We start from the raw sequence: 18,781 nt of genomic DNA, 5'->3' as shown, positions 1-18,781 counted from the left end.
GATGAAAAGAATAACGATAACAATATGGGTGTTTGCTGTGGGCATGATGCTTCCAATGGCCTGCAACACCGATTTCTTGAATACCGAACCGCTAGACAGAATTTCCAGTGACCTTACATGGAGTGATGGAGCTTTATCCGAGGCGTTTGTTTACAACGTCTATTCTTCTCTGGGATATGGCGGATTTGAAGAGCAAATGCTTGCAGCCTACACTGATGAGGCGATGTTTACCCACGCCGGAAGGAATATTGATCCATTCACACAGGGGGCGGAAAGTCCTGCCAACCTGGCCTGGATGAGTCCTACCTACGAGTGGAACAGTATGTACCTGGCCATCAGAAAGGCAAATGTGGCGATTGAAAACCTCCCAAACTCTACATTCGATGATGATGATTTGAGAGACAGGCTCCTTGGAGAAGCGTACTTTTTGAGAGCCTACTATTACCATCAATTGCTGAGATTTTACGGTGGGGTTCCTATCGTGGACAAGCCTTACGGGCTAGACGAGGACTATACTATTGCCAGAAATACCTTTGGTGAGTGTGTTGACTTCATTGTAGGCGATCTCAACCAAGCGGTTACACTGCTTGATGGCAAGCCAGAAACACCCGGAAGAACATCTAAAATTGCTTCGATGGCTTTAAAGGCCAGGGTGTTGCTCTATGCTGCCAGCGATTTGCATGATATTCCAACAGCCTCTGCTTCCGTATCAGGGCTTACGGATCTTCATGGTTATACCAGTGGAGATCAAACTGCCAGATGGACAGCGGCGAGAGCGGCGGCCAAAGCAGTGATGGATGCAGGAAGCGGTTACAAACTAGACCTTACTGCGCCTGTTTCTGCTGATCAGGGAAAAGCGAACTATGTAGCCCTTTCTTACGGTGGCGGTAGTGCCGTGGCAGATGCGGGTGCAGCAGTGGAACTTCTTTTCCAAAGAACGCAGACTCCTTTGTACACTGTCGAAAACAACTGGCCGCTGGGTGGCATCCATTTTGGCATCAATAATGGCCCGAACGGCTACCACAACTGGGCCGGTAACACCCCAATTCAGCAGCTGGTAGATGACTATGAAATGATGGACGGCTCTAAGTTTGACTGGAATAATGCTGCCCATGCAAGCGCTCCCTACGACGACCGTGACCCGAGATTGTATGCCACTGTTTTGTACGACGGAGCGGGCTGGAAGCCGAGACCATCCGACGTAGCCGGCATTGACCCGGTGGATCAGATTCAGACAGGTTACTATGATGATGGTGATGGTGGAATTATCAACGGAGTGGATACCAGAGAGTCTCCAATCGAGAACTGGAATGGTAGCCGTACTCACTACTACGTAAGAAAGTTTATCGATTCTGATCCGGCAGTGGTTGACAACCAGTCTGGTGCTCAGGTAGTTCCATGGCCATTTATCAGGTACACCGAAATGGTGCTAAACTATATTGAAGCGTCTATAGAGTTGGGTGATGAGGCTGAAGCCAGGAACTGGCTCAACAAAATACGTTTCAGAGTAGGCATGCCAGCCGTGACCGACACAGGTGATGCTCTGAGAGATCGGTATCGGAACGAAAGGCGGGTAGAACTTGCCTATGAGGAACACAGGTATCATGACGCCAGAAGGTGGTTGATTGCACCAACGACGCTTGGTAGGGGTATCAAGGACATCCAGGTGGAGGCAACCCTGAAACCAGGGGCTACACCCCATGTGCCGTATCGTTACGACCCGGCGGTGTATGACTACACATATACTCCGCAGGACAATACAGAAAATGAAACCCGTGCCTGGGTGGATAAGATGTATTTCCGCCCGATAAGCAGGGGAGAAATCAACCGAAATGATAAACTAGTTCAGAATCCGGGATACTAAAGTTTCAGTAAGTTGTATCTAAGTTTTAAAAACCTATGCCGGAGTATTTCGGTGTAGGTTTTTATATTTTTGTTTAAGACCGATCCACATGCTTAACAACTCCACTCTATTTCTATTGGCGATTTTTACTGTAGCAATCCAGGGCTGCAAAAACGAAGTAAAGGAGGAGGCAAGGGAGCCAATAACGCTTGACAGCCCCCCTCTCTTCAAATTGCTTCCCCAGCAGGAAACAGGAGTAAATTTTACCAACCAGCTTGAGGAAGGATTAAATACCAACATCCTCATGTACGAATACTTCTACAACGGGGGTGGCGTAGCGGCGGGCGACATCAATGGTGACGACTTGATTGACCTTTATTTCACCTCTAATATGGGAGAAAGCAAGCTTTACCTGAATGAGGGAGGTATGCGCTTCAAAGACATTACTACTGAGGCGGGCGTTGGCGGAAGGTCCGGGCCCTGGAAGACGGGCGTAGCCATGGCTGATGTGAATGGCGATGGCAAGCTGGATATTCATGTTTCTTACTCGGGCCAAATGAAAGAAGAAAGTCGGCAAAACCAGTTGTTCATCAATGTGGGCAACGATGCTAACGGAATGCCCACGTTCGAAGACCAGGCGAAGGAGCTTGGACTGGCCAGTGCAGGCTACAGCAACCAGATTTACTTTTTCGACTACGACAGGGATGGTGACCTTGATGCATTGTTGCTCAACCACAACCCGAGTTCCATGCCTGTTCTCAATGAAGTGAAGACGGCCGAAATCTTAAAAGTAGACGATGAGCTGAGGGGAGTAAGGCTTTTCAGGCAAACCAACGGCCATTTTGATGATGTGACTGCCACGGCAGGCATCAGCAGCTCGGCACTCACATATGGGCTGGGCGTTGGCATTTCCGACATCAACAACGATGGTTGGCCAGATATCTATATTTCCAACGACTATGCAGTTCCCGATTTCCTTTACATAAACAGTGGAAACGGAACCTTTACCGATAAGCTGAAGGAAAGCGTGGGTCACAACAGTCAGTTTTCGATGGGCAACGATGTGGCCGATATTAATAACGACGGCTGGAATGATATCGTGACGCTCGATATGCTGCCTGAAGACAATTTTCGCCAGAAGCTGCTGCTCGCTCCTGACAACTACTCCAAGTTTGAATTGAATATCAGGTCGGGTTTTCACTATCAGTACATGCGCAACATGCTACAGTTGAGCAATGGAAACGACCTTACAGGGAACCCCACTTTTAGCGAGGTGGGGCAAATTGCGGGCATTTCCAATACCGACTGGAGTTGGGCAGCCCTCCTGGCCGATTTTGACAACAACGGCTGGAAAGATCTTCATGTGACCAACGGGTATTTCAGGGACTATACCAATCTGGATTTCATCAAATACATGGACGACTTTGTGAAGAGCAAGGGCAGACTGCAGCGGGAGGATGTGCTGGAAATCATCAGCCACATGCCAGCTTCCAATGTGGTCAACTACATTTTTTCAAACGTTGATGGGCTGAATTTCACTAACCAGACGCAAGCATGGGGATTGAACCGGCCTTCCAACAGCAACGGCGCTGCGTATGCGGACCTTGATAACGATGGCGACCTCGACATCATCGTTAACAATATCAACCAGCCGGCATTTATTTATCGAAATGAAGCTGACAAAGACCCTGACAACCATTACCTCGACATCAAGCTCCTGGGCGAAACGCCAAACACCCAGGGATTAGGCGCAAAAGTGACCGTTTCCATCAAGGGCAAACAGCAGTCGGTGGAGCAAATAACTGCCAGGGGCTATCTGTCGTCTGTGTCGCCCGTTCTTCATTTTGGACTCGGGGAAGCTGCCAATGTCGATACGCTGATTGTGCGATGGCCCGAAGGAAAGACGCAGGTGCTTGCCAACATTGCAGGCAATCAGGTGTTGGCTTTGTCGGAAAGCGATGCCTCGGAAGCTTCGATGCCGGCCAAAGCCATAAAACCACTTTTTGTGGAGACCGCCTCTCCAATCAATCACCACGACAAGCCACTTATTGCTAATGACTTTAAAAGGCAAACACTTCTGATCAATCAGCTGTCTTTTGGAGGGCCTGCTATGGCCAAAGGTGACATAAATGGCGATGGCCTTGAGGACGTATATGTAGGAGGCGGCGTAGGTCAGCCAGGCGAATTGTGGCTGCAAAGCGCAGGCGGTAATTTTCGCAAAAGTGCGCAGGCCGCTTTCGTCCTTGACAGTGCCAGCATGGATGCAGATGCAGTGATGTTTGACGCAAACAATGACGGCCATATTGATATTTATGTGGCCAGTGGAGGCTATCACACCTTCACATCAAATAATGTAGAACTCCTGGATCGGTTGTACTTAAACGATGGAAAGGGCAATTTCAGAAAAGACAAAGATGCCCTGCCCCAGGTAGGCGGCAGCAATGCAACTGTGGCAGCGGCTGACGTGAACGGAGACGGATCCAATGATATTTTTGTCGGGGGGCGTGTGGTGCCCGGAAGGTATCCGGAGGCTCCGCAAAGCTATCTGCTGATCAATAACGGGGCAGGTAAGTTTTCTGATCAGACAGCCTCGCTCGCACCGGGCATCGAAAGATTGGGTATGGTGACCGATGCCACCTGGGTTGACATTAACAGCGACGGCAGGCAGGATTTAATCATTGTGGGTGAATGGATGCCCATCACGGTATTTGAAAATACTGCCAATGGCTTTTTGCTTGCAACGGAGAAGTACTTTGACAAACCATACCAAGGGTGGTGGAATACCCTCTCTGTTGCAGACATTAACGGTGACGAGGTTGCCGATTTGCTGGTGGGTAACCTCGGAATAAACACGCAGTTTGGCATCTCCGAAACCACGCCAGCAGAGATTTACTTCGACGACTTTGACAATAACGGATCTGTCGATCCCATTTTTTGCTACTTCGTGCAGGGCAAAAGCTACCCAAGTGCTACCAGAGATGAGTTGCTCGATCAGCTCAGCTCATTTCGCCGAAAATTCAATAGTTATAAGAGCTATGCTGGTGTCACGTTGGCTGACATTTTCTCGCCGGAAGAGATTGAGAATGCCGGTCATATGCAGGCCAACTTTGCCAAGACCTCTGCCTTTATCCGGCAATCTGGTGGCAAGTTTATCGAGAAAGCTTTGCCCATCGAGGCGCAATACTCACCCGTTCACACTATCACCGTGTTCGACTATGACGCTGATGGAAAGAAAGACATTTTACTTTGTGGCAACAACAGCTACAGCAAGCTGAGGGTAGGGAAATTTGACGCCAATTACGGTGCGCTGTTCAAAGGCAAGGGAAATGGTGAATTTGCCTATGTGAGCCAGCCGGGTTCTGGTTTCAATCTGAAGGGCGATGTGCGCAGCGTAGTGCAAGTTGACAAGTTCCTGCTGTTTGGGGTTTGCCAGGGAAAAATGAAAGCTTATACTTTTAATGACTAAAAACCATTGAAGACTTATGGAGCGCAAGAATAACCTATTTTTAAAACTTTGCTTTTTAGCAATAATCACATTTGCTTTTGCCTGTACCCCCGGTAATAAGAAAGTTTTTGCGCCGCAGGAAGTGGCAACGGGGTGGGCCGATTTATCGATTTACATTACAAAAAACACTCCCTCCAACTCACCTACTTACGCCTCACGGTGCTTTGGCTATATAGGGTTAACGATGTATGAGTCCGTTGTGAACGGCTACCCGTCTTATCACAGCATGGCTGGTCAGTTGAATGGTTTGGAAGCATTGCCGATTCCCGAGACAGGGCTGGAATATAATTGGCTCATTGCTCTCAATGCCGGACAGGCATCTATCATCAAACGCATTTATAACCAGACCTCCGACGAAAACAAATCAAAAGTTGATTCTCTTGAGGCGTTATTTTTTGAGCAGATTTCTGACCAAGTCGACAGCGAAGTAGCAGACCGCTCGGTCATGTACGGAAAAAGTGTGGCCGACGCTATCTTTGAGTGGTCAACAACCGACGGCGGGCACCGGGGCTACCTGAAAAACTTCGATAAAAATCTTAAGCTGCCCACAGGTGAAGGGCGCTGGGAGCCGCCATTGTATGCACAGTCGATAAGCCACTATCCACTGCATCCACACTGGGGTGATAATCGCACCTTTGTAGCAAAAAACAGCCTTATTCCGACCCCAGAATTGATTCCGCACGATACAACACCGGGCTCTCCCTACTACACACAATTCATAGAGGTATACGAAAAGGACAAAGCGCTGACACAGGAGGAAAAGGAAGCGGCACTATGGTGGGGCGACGATCCGGCCGATACATTCACGCCACCTGGGCACTCTTATTATATAGCTACTGCGGTGATCAAGGCTAAAAACCCCGAACTGATCAAATGCGCTGAAACCTACGCCAAAATGGGTATTGCTGTAGCCGACGCATTCATTGAATGCTGGAAGTGGAAGTACGAGCATGTGTCGGAACGGCCGTCAAGTTTTCTTAACCACCACGTGGAGCCCGGCTGGGTGTCATTTTGGCCGGATCCTCCGTTTCCTGCGTTTCCATCGGGGCATGCTACCAATGCCGGAACCGCTGCCACTATTCTCATTTATCAGTTTGGTGAGAGGTTTTCATTTACCGACAGTTCTCATGTCGGTCGCAAGCGGGATGAAGTTAGAAACGTGGACTTTAAGCCACGTCGCTTTGACTCGTTTTGGGAGGTTGCCGAGGAGACTGCCAACTCAAGGTTTTATGGTGGCATCCATTCTCATTATGACAATGAAGTTGGGCTAACTGAGGGGGCCAGAATCGCTGAGAATGTGAATGCACTGATTTGGAAAAACGAATAGAGTCGCCTGTGAACACAATAGTAAATAACTTGAAGGTTATCTGGTTGGTTTGCCTTGCTCTGGCGTCTTTTGCAGCACAGGCTCAGCTGAGCTTCAAGGACGTAACAGACGAGGCTGGCATCGGCCATCATCAGTTTGTGGTATATGAAGGGATGTTTGGAGGAGGTATTTGTGTGTTTGATTTCAACAACGACGGCTGGGATGATTTTTTTATCACCAGCGGAATGGAAACTGATCGCCTTTACCTGAACAACGGAGACGGCACTTTCAGGGACGTTTACGCCTCATCCGGTCTGGTTGTTACGGGTGCTTACGTGACCCAGGGAGCCGCAAGCGCCGACGTGAACAGAGACGGGTGGGTAGATCTTTTGGTAACGACCATTACTTTAAAAGACAGTTCGCAACAAATTCCCCGGGCGGAGAACCTTTTGTTTCTTAACAACGGCAACTCGACCTTTCGGGATGCTACTGAGGAATACGGGCTAAAGGACCTGCAGTCATTTAGCACTGGCGCCAGCTTTGGAGACTTCAATCTGGATGGCTTTCCTGATATTTACATCGGCAACTACTTCCTGGCCTATGAGGGAAAATTGAGTGCTATCAACGACGCTACGATTGTGAATGCCAGCTCTACAGCAGAGGGGTACCTGCTTGTCAACCACGAGGGCAAATACTTTGCTAATGAGTATGAGGACTATGGATTGAAATTCAGAGGCTTTGGCTTTGGTGGAGTTTTTACCGACTATGACAACGATCACGACCCGGATATTGTCGTTAACCACGACTTTGGCTACAAAGCCACGCCGGACGTGCTGCTGAACAACCAATACCCCGACGACGAGTTTGTGGATGTGGCCGAGGAAACAGGCATGGACTTGAAAATCAATTCGATGGGAATTGCCGTTGGGGACTATGACAACAATGGCCTGCTCGACTACTATGTCACCAATATTCGGTTCAACAGGTTTATGGTGAATCAGGGGCCTGGTAAGCCATTTGTTGACAAGGCCCGGGAGCTTGGGATGGGCTTCGTGAGCATCAGCTGGGGGGCCAACTTTGCTGATTTTGATCATGACATGGACGTGGATTTGTTTGTGACCAATGGCGATCTCAATCCAAACGACGTGCCCATGGCGAACTTCTTTTTTGAAAACGACAAAGGGGCGTTCACCGACAAGGCCCATTTGCTCGGCCTCAACGACTACGGCGTGGGCAGGGGGTCGGTGGTGTTCGACATGGACAACGACGGAGACCTCGATATTTTGTATGTAAGCCAAAAACCAGTGTTGGACTTCCCGGTGGAGTCTCGCACTAGACTTTTTCGAAACGATAGCAAGGGCGGCAACTGGCTCAAGATTGCGCTTAAAGGAACAGACTCCGAATTAAATGGCCTCGGATCGAGGGTGGAGGTAGTAGCAGGAGGAGTAAAGATGATGAGGGAAATAGATGGAGGTTCCAGCCATTTGTCGCAGAATGCATTGCACGCCCACTTTGGTTTGGGCACCCACTCAATAGCCGACTCTGTGATTGTGACTTGGCTGGGTGGCGAACGACAAGTTTTGTTGAATCAGCCGACCAACCAGTTACTTGTGGTCACAGAGCCGGAGAGCAAAGGCCTTGGCTGGCCGATGACCGTCGGCTTTGGTTTTGTAACTGCCCTGGTTGCCGCCTGGGCGGTAAGGAGATTTACTTCAAAATAGCGCTCGCCCAAAAAGATAGCTATGTTTTACCCTAAACATAGTTAACATTCATCCCAAACATAGCCATCTTTGGGTCTAAACATAGCTATGTTTGGGAAGGATTATAGCTATAAATGAAGTCGATGATAGCTATGATTTTGGAACGGCGCCTTGAGAGCAATAAATCACTCTTTTTTTGGCCATAAGCTGGCCTGCATATTGCCTAGTTCTTAATGATTCTCCATGTGCTGGATAGCTCTCCATTTGTAAGGGTAAGCAGGTAGGTTCCAGCCGACATTCCATCAAACGGGATTTCAACTTTTCCTTGCTGGCTCGTCAAACGTCCTTCCTTGACCTTTTGACCGGTAGTAAGTGTCAGGGTATAAGACACCTCGGTGATGCTTCCTGACAGTTCTATCGCAATAAAGCTCTCCGTAGGGTTGGGATACACCTTGATTTGCGCAGTTAGCTCATTCCCCAACCCCGTCACCTCTTCCACCACCAGGGCTCTTGTTATCTCCGCTGCCGCCAGGTAGTTCTCATCGCCTCCCTGGGTGGCTGTTATGGAGGTAGTACCACTTCCAGTTATGGTCAAAGTTGCCCCTTCCATAGTGGCAATTGTCTCATCCTCAGATTGGAAGGCGACAGGCAAGCCAGAAGAAGCCTCAGCTACCAGCTCTATTGGTTCGTCGTCGGATTGCAGGGTTGGCAGCTCATCGAAAGTGATGGTTTGTGACGCTTTGGCAACAGTTATTGTTTGCTCGGCAGAAGCGGTGTTGTAATTATCGTTGCCAGCTTGAGACGCTGTGATGGTCACTGCCCCCGCTTTTACTATCGACGCCGAATTACCTTCAACACTAACCACAGCAGGGTCGGACGACGAGAAAGCAATGGGCAAACCAATAGAGGAAATAGCTGAAAGTTCGAAAGGAGGGTCTCCATATGTTTTAGCGGCCAGTGGTTCAAAGGAAATGGTTTGACCAGCTTTGTTGACAACAAGCGACTGCTCCACAGAAGTGGCAGCCAGGTAGTTGTCGCTTCCAGCCTGGGAAGCGGTGATAGTGGCTGAACCTGGCTTGAGGAGGCTGACATTTGTTCCATCCACTTTAGCCACGGTTGCGTCACTTGAGGCGTAGGCCACCACAAGTCCTGAAGTACTTGAAGCCGCAAGCACAAAAGGTTCGTCACCAAATGTCTTTGCTTGTATGGCGCCAAACGTGATGGTTTGGGCTGCTTTGTCGATGGTCAGCGTTTGTGTGGCAGTGGCACTGGAATAATTGTCGTTGCCGGCTTGAGAGGCGGTGATGGTGGCAGAACCCGCTTTTAAGATGGTGACCGTGACCCCCTCAACGGAGGCTACAGCTGCATCGCTTGAGGAAAAGGTTACGTCGAGGCCGGAGCTGGCCGTGGCGGATAATTCAAAGGGAGTATCGCCGAATGTTTTTTCAGGAAGTGGTTCGAAGGTGATGGTTTGGGAAAGTCCTTCGATGGTAAGTGTTTGCTCCTTAGAAGCCCCATAGTAAAAATCTGTTGCTTCAACTGAGGCAGTTATATTGACTTCACCGATCTTATGAATAGTCACAGTTGCCCCGTCCACACTGGCAATTTCCGGGTTTGATGAAGAGAAGGAAATTTCCTGATCTGTATCTACGGAGGCCACGAGATCGAAGGGTTCATCTAAGATAGATTTTGTTGGCAACTCGGCGAAGGAAATTGTAGGATCAGCTTTTGTGCCAGAGCCAGTCAAAGCAATTTCAATCAATGGATTCTCCTCGTCATTGGTCAAAATGAGCAATGTTGCTGAACGTGTGCCGATGCCTTTCGGGGTGAATGTTATTCCTATCTCCCCAGACTTGTTTGGATTGATTTTATTGGAAATGCCTGATAAATCCAGTTCAAAATCTTCATGATTAGGTCCGGCAAGGTCAAACGTAACCGAGCCAGTGAATTTAAGTGCGGTATAGCCGGCGTTAGAAACTTTTATCGTCTGCTTCTCTGACTGACTATTAAAACCGGTTTGCTCGAAGCCAACGGGAAAGCTTGATGATTGCGGTGCCCCAGCAAACTCAAGTCCAAGGGAAGGAAACAATATAGGGAGGCGCCAGGGGGTCCGAACATTGTTTTTTTGAGCCTCCAGGTATAGGTTTTTCCCCCGCTGGGTTAGATTTGTTACATAATAAAGCCCTCCTCCGTCTACATTGTAATCATAGATTGGGTCGAATGAATTTGTTGAACCGTCAGTTCTGTATAGATAGTTATCTATAGACAAGTACACCAGGTCATCGATGATAAGTGACGAGTTTATATTATGATAGCTTGGCCCGTTGTGGATAACATCATACGTGCCATCCTCTCGAAAAGAATAATAGTTAATTTCATTCCCTTCTACTCTCACGTGAAGAGCCCTTTCGCCAAATCCGATAAACGGATAATGAACTGGGTAGAGAACATCAGTTTCAAAAACAAGCTCGGTATTTTCTGCCGTTCCATCGGTTTTGAAAAGCCCGTAGGTGTGATCTTCGAAGGCGACAGAAAGGAATAGTGTTTGTGCAATTTGGTAGTGCTTGATATGGAGGGCGTTTTTTTCAAACTCAACAAGCTCGTAGGTTCCCCCTGACGAGCCGTCAGAAAACCATATGGAAGATTTGTTTGATGCGTTTTCACCCAGGAATAGTAGTTTTGAGTCGAATATTTTAAAGTCCCTCGGTTTCGAGCTGTTAGCACCGGGATTAATATCTTTTATCAGAGTGGTGCCTTCAACAGTGAGGTCACTGACCCAGAGCTCATAGCCATTTGATTGATCATTTGCTGAGAAGAAGTACTTTTCGTTGAATTTTTCAATGTGGAAGTCGTCATCGTCTGTGTCGAGGGCATCGTCTCGGCCAGGGGCAATATCAGTTACTTCATAAGTTCCCTCAGTAGTTCCGTCCGATACCCATAATTCACGACCATTCCCAATCAATGAAGTAGCTGGAAAAAGCAGTTTATCGCCAACGTTCCTTAGGCTAATTCCCAAATTGATATGTTTTACGATATTTAAGCCGCTTTCAGTGTAGGTTGCTAATCCAAGATATGTGTTGCCTTCGAGCCCAAAGCCTTTTAAAAAAATGAATGGAGAATCATTGTAGCTAACGAAATTTGAAAACTCAGCTAGAACAGGTGCGCCATTTTCAAGGCTTAGTTGTTCTAGAAAGTCTTCGGAATTTACCTTATAGAGGTTTGGTTTACCCTGAGAGTTGATTCCCGATGTAAAGAAAACTCCTTCACTTGTCACAGCAGTGGATTCTATTAAAATATTCTCCAGACGTGTGTTTGCATCAAAAAGCAATGTTGTTCCAGATTCGGTACCGTTGGTTTTCCATAGTTCAGTTCCGTGCTTCCCATCTGAAGCAGTGAAGAATATTTCGTCATTATAAGTGATTGGGAACAAAGGATAGCTTGAGACAATCCCTGGGTAGATATCCTTCAAGACTGCCGTGCCACCTTCGGTTCCATCTGTTTTCCAAATCTCATAACCGTGTTCTACATCGCTTGCGAAGAAAATAATCTCTCCATTTGGCATTTCATAGCCACCAATGGTGCCCCTGATGTTTCCATCTACGGTTTTTACAAGCTCCGTTCCAGAGAGTGTGCCGTCTGTTTTCCAAAGATCGTCGTCTAGAGAAAAATAAATGATACCGGAAATAGTTGGCATTACCTGGGCCACATAGTCATTGTCGATAGACCAAATCATTTCAGCAGCATCCGAGAGAGGATTCTCTTTCAGTATTCCAGAGTAGTTGAAGCCGGATGTGTACCAATTTCCAATAATGAACAGATCACTATCTATGGATCGAATGTGGAAACTGCTGAATTCCTCTTCTGTTGACTGAACAGTGCCTGGTTCTGTCCCGTTTGTTTCCCATAGAGTGGCCTTCCCGCTTGTAGCGTTGAACACTCGGAAATAGAGTTTTCCGTTCAGGCTGATGGCTTCACCTGCATCGAATTGAATAGATCCAATGCCTGTAAAATCTTTTACTAAAATTGTTCCGGCTGCGGTTCCGTCGGTTTTCCAGACTTCTTTGGTGTCGATTATTATAAATAAGTCAGAACCTACTTGCATATGGAAAAAATTGGTTATTCCCGATGCCCCTTCGTTTGTATCTTTTAAAAGACTAGTACCTCCTTCCGTCCCGTCCGTTATCCATAGTTCATTTCCATTCACGCCGTCGTTCGCTAAAAAGAGAGCCTGCTCATTGAACTCACAAATTGGATAGGAATTAGACCCCTGGTTATTGACCAAATTTATGTCTTTTAGGATCGTCAGACTTTGATCCATTGGATCAAAAATAGCAGGCTCAGTGTAGATGGAATGATCATCGGTCGGGCTGAAGTAATAGTTAAAAACAAGCAATTTGCTTCCGAAGGGCAATAGCCCATTGACATTCCCTGCAGATCCAGTAGGGTTGTCAAATATTACTTCCTCTGTGCCTCCTGTAGTTCCATCTGTTTTAAAAAGAGTGTTGCTACCGTTCTTATAGGCCAAATAGTAGCCAAGGCCATCGAGTTCGACAAAGTTTGAGCCACCCCCATTAGCAGTGGGATGGTTTTCCAATAATAACTGCACTGGCTGTGGCTGAGCAACGGCTATAACGCCCAAAAAGAAGAGCGAACTAAAGACGAAGGCTATTAGGCCTCCTCGGTTAATTCTCTTTAATAACCCTAAAGGTAATTTTAGTGCCATCGTTTGAAATAGTTAGTAGGTAGATGCCGTCTTTTAAATTGCTGGTGCGAATAGCTGTCGACCCAGCCTTGTCTAAGTAGCCGTTGGAAATCACTTCTCCACTAATCGAGGTGAGAGCAAATTCACCGTTCAAATCAGCGTTGTGTTTGATAAAAAGCAACTCTTGCACCGGGTTTGGGAACACCTCAAGTAGCCCAGCCAGGCCATCCTTCAACCCCGTCACCTCTTCCACCACCAGCGTCCTCGCCACCTCCGCCGCCGTCAGGTAGTTTTCATCGCCTCCCTGGGTGGCTGTTATAGAGGTTGTTCCACTTCCGGTTATGGTCAAAGTTGCCCCTTCTATAGTGGCAATTGTCTCATCTTCAGATTGGAAGGCGACAGGCAAGCCAGAAGATGCCTCGGCTGCCAGCTCTATTGGTTCGTCGTCGGATTGCAGGGTTGGCAGCTCATCAAAAGTGATGGTTTGTGACGCTTTGGCAATAGTTAATGTTTGCTCAGCAGAAGCGGCGTTATAGTTATCATTCCCGGCTTGAGAGGCTGTGATGGTTACTGCCCCGGCTTTTACTATCGACGCCGAATTACCTTCAACGCTAACCACAGCTGGGTCTGACGAGGAGAAAGCAACTGGCAAACCAATAGAGGAAGAAGCTGAAAGTTCGAAAGCAGGGTCTCCATATGTTTTAGCGGCCAATGGTTCAAAAGTAATGGTTTGACCAGCCTTGTTGACAGCAAGTGACTGCTCCACAGAAGCGGCGGCCAGGTAGTTTTCATTCCCGGTTTGGGAGGCGGTGATAGTGGCTGAACCTGGCTTGAGGAGGCTGACATTTGTTCCTTCCACTTTGGCCACGGTTGCGTCACTTGAGGCGTAGACCACCACAAGCCCTGAAGTACTTGAAGCCGCAAGCTCGAAAGGGGCATCACCTAATGTCTTTGCCGGGAGCGCTTCAAATGTAATGGTTTGGGCTGCTTTGTTAATGGTCAACGCTTGTGTGTCAGTGGCACTGGAATAGTTATCGTTGCCAGCCTGTGATGCAGTGATGGTGACAGAACCCGCTTTTAAGATGGAGACAGTGACCCCCTCAACGGAGGCTATTGATGCATCACTTGAGGAAAAGGTTACGTTGAGGCCGGAGCTGGCCGTGGCGGATAGCTCAAAGGGAGCATCACCATAGGTTTTTTCGGGGAGGGGACCGAAGGTGATGGTTTGTTCAACTCCGTTGATTGTTAATGACTGTTGCTTTGACGCTGCGTTGTACAGTTCGGTTGCCACCACCGAAGCAGTTATTGTGACGGTGCCTGCTTTGTGTATTGTTACCGTCTTTCCTTCGATGCTGGCCACTTCGGGGTTGGAGGATGAGAAGGAGATCTCCTGGTCTGTGTCTACTGAAGCCATGAGGTCGAAGGGTGCGTCGCCATAGGTTTTTTCAGGAAGAGGTTCGAAAATAATTGTTTGAGGCAGCCCCTCAATTGTCAGCGTTTGTTCCAAAGATGCAGCGTTGTATACGTCTGTTGCTTCGACGGAGGCAGTTATTGTCGCCGCACCCACCTTGTGAATTGTCACCAGCGTCCCATCGGTGCTGGCAATTTCCGGGTTTGATGAAGAGAAGGAAATGTCCTGATCCGTATCAACCGATGCCACGAGGTCGAAGGGCTCGGCGACGACAGATTTAACTGGCAGGTCGGCAAAGGAAACTATGGGATCAGCTTTTGTGCCAGTACCAGTCAACACAATTTCAATTAAAGGAGCGTTCTCATCATTGGTCAAGATGAGTAAAGCAGCAGAGCGAGAACCTACACCTTTTGGCGTAAAAGTAATGCCAATTTCGCCAGAGCTATTTGGATTTACTTTATCTGAAATCGAAGAAAGGTCGAGCTCAAAATCTTCCGGATTAGCGCCTGCCAGGTCAAACTTGAACGAGCCAGTGAATTTTAGGGGGATGTAGCCCATGTTGGAGATGGTTATCACTTCTATTTCGCTGGCTTGATTGTAAACAGCATCATCAAAGCTTATTTCGAAACCTGAGCTCTGCTGCGTTCCCTTGTATTCTACTTCGGCAGAAGAATGCAATATGGGTAGTCTGTAAATTGAAGTTATGCCGTCTTTTTCCCCTTGAAAAACAAGGTCTGACTTAAAGTTGAATGGATTATCTATTCTCTTGACACCGGAACTTTCAGTTAGGTCATAAAGAAGTGTAGTACCTTCTGCGCTGCCATCTGTCCCAAGCATAGTGCTATTAAGCAAGTTGTCCCCCTCCCAAAACAATAGGTAGTCGTCGACTACCGTATAGCCTCCGAGATAGCCTGTTTCTGAATGATATATTTGTTCGTTGTTTTCAGCTGATAAGCTAAAATAGTCGTAGCCATAGCCCTCACTTTTCTTTATATAAATGAGAGTTTCATTTAGCGGTATAAATGGATCTTCATTGGCTATATAAAACTGTCCCAAAGTTTCAACTAGCTCCGTGCCCTCTGAGGTGCCATCTGTTTTCCAGAGCTCGTAGAAGAAACTGTTGTTTCGGATAACATAGTACAACCAGTCTCCCAAGGTATGGTACTCAATAGCCCCAATTGTATTGGAATGATCGAAAAGACGTTGTGTGCCGATTTCAGTTCCATCAGTAACCCAAATCTCGTGTACTGCTGTCTCCTTTTCTGTTAAAAAAAACAGCATATCTTTGAATACATAGAAGTTTGAAGGAAGAGAACCCCATGGGCCGACCCTGATGTCTTTCAGCATACTGGTTCCCTCGTCTGTAAGATCACTTTTCCAAAGTTCCGGCCCATGTATACGATCATTTGCTGTAAAAAAGTAGCCTGTACCAGGGACGTATTCAACGCTTAAACCACTGCCTTCATAAGTGCCTGATGAAGTTCCACTGGCAATATCCTTGATCATTTTTACCGACTCAGTCGTCCCATCACTCATCCACAACTCCCCTCCATATGCGGCCTCATCGTTCGAGAAAAAAGCGACACCATTCGCTATGCTAATATTAGTTGGGGAGATGGAAAGCTCGGCCACGCTTTCAAGGGTGCCGTCTTTAAAAAGAAAAAGATTTGTATGAATAGCGTTGTTTGTGACCTCATGTGCTTTGAAAATTATGGATTCTCCTAGAACCTCAAGGCTTGCAGTATAGTTAGTGAGGTAGGTATATGAGCCATTTCTTCCAATGGCTTTTAAGGTGTTTTCATCCGTTACATTCACTAGATTGGGGGCTTGGTTATTATCGAAGTCCCTTCCCAAATACAGAACGAGATCGTTGCCGACCGTTTCAGCATCCTTAATCGTCAAGCTTTCAGGGACAGTTCGTAAATCCCCTACAGAAATTGTCGTTTCGGGACTGCCCTGGGTGGCCCAAAGCTCTCTGCCTTTTTGTCCATCGTTTAGGGAAATGAAAGAGAAGGATTCTGAGGAAGATAAAAACTCGGGTCGGCTGGCTTCCAGACCAGGGTTAAAGTCCCTCAAAATGGACGTGCCCTCAGTTGTTCCATCCGATACCCAGATCTCGTGTCCAGATGCGTTACCAATAAATGTAAAAAGAAAACGGTTGTTGACAAAAGCGTAATTCCAGTTGTATCCAGAGGAGTTACTGGCTTCCAGGTCAGCAATTTTTATTGTACCTGGTTCGGTACCATCTGTTTTCCAAAGTTCATTCCCACCCTCGAAGAATATGCTCCCGTCAACCTCGGTTGAAATATTATGAAGGTACTGAATTGGAATTGTTGCAACCAATTCAAGTTCGGCTGTCATGGTATTAACCTTGTAAAGGCAAGATTGTGTGGTGTTACATCTTTGCACGAATAATAGCTCATTGTTCAGCGTCCTTAGGTTGCTGCTTTGCAGGTTTTCAATTACTACCCCAGTACCATCTGGTGTGCCGTCTGTCTTCCAGATACTGTAACCACTACTTCCAACGATAAAAAAAACCTCATTACTAACAACATGAATCTCACGATCGGAATACCCTACAATTGCGTTGAACGGGGTAAAGTCTTTTATTAGAGTGGTTCCATCAGGGGTACCATCAGTTTTCCAAAACTGTTTGTTGTCGATGAAAAAGAAGAGGTTGTCTCCGACAGGCAAAAATTTGATGTTGTTGGAAACTCCTACAGCTCCGGGGTTTATGTCCACAAGGAGGTTTGTACCTTCACCCGTGCCGTCAGTTACCCAAATTTCTTGACCATGAATTCCATCGTTGGCAAGAAAGAAGACCTTTTCACCAATGGAGATAGGCTGTATTGATTGTGAAGAAGCCCATTGGCCCTGGTTAATATTTGCTAAAGGACTCATGGTCAGTGAAGTCAAGTCTAATATCGCTGGCTCATCACCTAGGATGATGTCTGATTCAAACACGATAAAGTCGAAGCCAAAAAGAAGGAGCTTTCCATCTACTGACGACATAGCCCTGATTCTTCTGATTCCACCGCCTACTTGCTGCCATCCGCCTGAAGGCAAAGTAAATTCAAGTCTAGATGTCCCCTCAGGTGTCCCATCTGTCTGCCAAATTTCATCGTCGTTAGCCACGAAATAATGCATCCCATCGATTTCCACCATGTCTCGTGGGTCGCTTGAAGCAGTTGGGTGATTTTCCAGCAATAGCTGTACAGGCTGAGGTTGAGCAAAAGCTTTATGGCTTCCGGCCAGAAACAAACAGAGTATAAATATTAATTTAAGCGACATGAAAAGGTCGCCGACTAAATTATTTGGGTGCATTGTGTCAACAATTAGGTGCGCATTATAAATATGGGCTTAATTGTGACAAAGGAAATGTTTTAAGTTGATAAATAATAGAAATAAAGAGGTCGCTGGTCAGTTTATAGGCCCTCTGTATATCCCTGCAATAAAAAAGGGCCTTGAAACCGGCCCTTTTTTACTCAATAATGTGTTGTGTGGTTTTAGTTTTTAATTACCCGGAAAACTTCAGCGTAACTTTCACCGCTGATGTTGAGCAGGTACACGCCAGGGCCTATGTCTTCCACGAGGATGTTCGTTTTGGATTGATCCAGATTTAGGTCACCATATTTCACCACTTGCCCGCTTATTTGCGTAAGCCTGTAGCTGGCTTTGGTGATATTATTGGGTAGTTCAATTTCAATATAGCTCTGTGCCGGATTGGGGTACACCTGCACTTTATCAGCTAAGTCGTCACCAACACCAGTTACGGCCGGGGCTACTACCAGCGTATAGCTTACATTCTCTGCGGCCAGGTAATTGGCGTTCCCAGTTTGCCTGGCAGTAATTTCTACTTCGCCGGCTGCCAGCACCTCAAGGGTAGTTCCAGTTACTTTGGCAATATCAGGATTGCTCGACACAAAGGTTACTGCCAGGCCAGAGGTAGCTTCGGCCACAAGTTCGACAGCACCATCGCCAGACTCTACATCAGGCACATCAAAAGAGATTGTTTGAGCGGCTTTGTTGATCGTTAACACGTGCTCGACACTAGCCGCCGAGCTATAATTATCATTTCCGGGCTGGCTTGCTTTCAGTGTTACTGTTCCGGCACCCAGTATGGTCACAGTCGATCCTTCGATCATGGCAACGCCAGGCTTGGAGCTGGTTAGCGTCACCGGCAAACCTGAGCTTGCCGTGGCTGCCAGGTCAAACGCTTCGGCTCCAAACGTTTTGCCCTCTGGCGCTTCAAAGGTTATGGTTTGAACACCTTTAGATATGGTAAGCAGCCTGGTCACTGAGGTGGCAGCATCG

General features: G+C 47.3%; 7 protein-coding genes. 4 read left to right on the top strand and 3 right to left on the bottom strand.

The window, feature by feature from the left end; genetic code table 11:
* Position 1 precedes the first annotated feature (1 nt).
* From RIG68_RS13245 to RIG68_RS13230, 4 genes are all read left to right on the top strand, one after another.
* Complete coding sequence (locus tag RIG68_RS13245) at positions 2-1,864, top strand: RagB/SusD family nutrient uptake outer membrane protein (protein WP_502880642.1); 1,863 nt, start codon at positions 2-4, stop codon at positions 1,862-1,864.
* 88 nt (positions 1,865-1,952) lie between these two features.
* Entirely contained in the window at positions 1,953-5,309 is a 3,357-nt protein-coding gene (locus tag RIG68_RS13240; protein ID WP_350122904.1) for a VCBS repeat-containing protein, read from the top strand.
* A 16-nt stretch (positions 5,310-5,325) separates the two neighbouring features.
* On the top strand, positions 5,326-6,675 hold the full coding sequence (locus RIG68_RS13235) for a vanadium-dependent haloperoxidase (RefSeq protein WP_350122902.1): 1,350 nt from the start codon (positions 5,326-5,328) through the stop codon (positions 6,673-6,675).
* Positions 6,660-8,375 carry a CRTAC1 family protein gene (locus tag RIG68_RS13230; RefSeq protein WP_350122900.1) on the top strand — a complete coding sequence of 572 codons (1,716 nt, stop codon included), beginning with the start codon at positions 6,660-6,662 and terminating at the stop codon, positions 8,373-8,375. Before RIG68_RS13235 ends, RIG68_RS13230 begins: the two co-directional genes overlap by 16 nt.
* A 202-nt stretch (positions 8,376-8,577) precedes the next feature.
* On the opposite strand, the gene RIG68_RS13225 is transcribed toward RIG68_RS13230, so the two are convergent.
* The 3 genes from RIG68_RS13225 to RIG68_RS13215 form a co-directional block, all read right to left on the bottom strand.
* Complete coding sequence (locus tag RIG68_RS13225) at positions 8,578-13,077, bottom strand: T9SS type A sorting domain-containing protein (protein WP_350122897.1); 4,500 nt, start codon at positions 13,075-13,077, stop codon at positions 8,578-8,580.
* A complete protein-coding gene (locus RIG68_RS13220) occupies positions 13,037-17,791 on the bottom strand; it encodes a T9SS type A sorting domain-containing protein (RefSeq protein ID WP_350122894.1) in 4,755 nt (1,584 codons plus the stop codon). Before RIG68_RS13220 ends, RIG68_RS13225 begins: the two co-directional genes overlap by 41 nt.
* A 182-nt stretch (positions 17,792-17,973) precedes the next feature.
* A partial coding sequence (locus RIG68_RS13215) for a T9SS type A sorting domain-containing protein (RefSeq protein WP_350122891.1) occupies positions 17,974-18,781 on the bottom strand: 808 nt, incomplete at its 5' end.

The organism is Imperialibacter sp., assembly GCF_040222385.1.
Lineage (GTDB): Bacteria > Bacteroidota > Bacteroidia > Cytophagales > Cyclobacteriaceae > Imperialibacter.
Note: the sequence above shows the minus strand (reverse complement) of the source record. Positions and strands in the feature narration are given on the sequence as shown.

Bases quoted from the DNA above. Each gene is read 5' to 3' on its own strand.
- RIG68_RS13245 (WP_502880642.1), top strand. From the start codon at position 2: ATGAAAAGAATAACGATAACAATATGGGTGTTTGCTGTGGGCATGATG.
- RIG68_RS13240 (WP_350122904.1), top strand. From the start codon at position 1,953: ATGCTTAACAACTCCACTCTATTTCTATTGGCGATTTTTACTGTAGCA.
- RIG68_RS13235 (WP_350122902.1), top strand. From the start codon at position 5,326: ATGGAGCGCAAGAATAACCTATTTTTAAAACTTTGCTTTTTAGCAATA.
- RIG68_RS13225 (WP_350122897.1), bottom strand. From the start codon at position 13,077: ATGGCACTAAAATTACCTTTAGGGTTATTAAAGAGAATTAACCGAGGA.
- RIG68_RS13220 (WP_350122894.1), bottom strand. From the start codon at position 17,791: ATGCACCCAAATAATTTAGTCGGCGACCTTTTCATGTCGCTTAAATTA.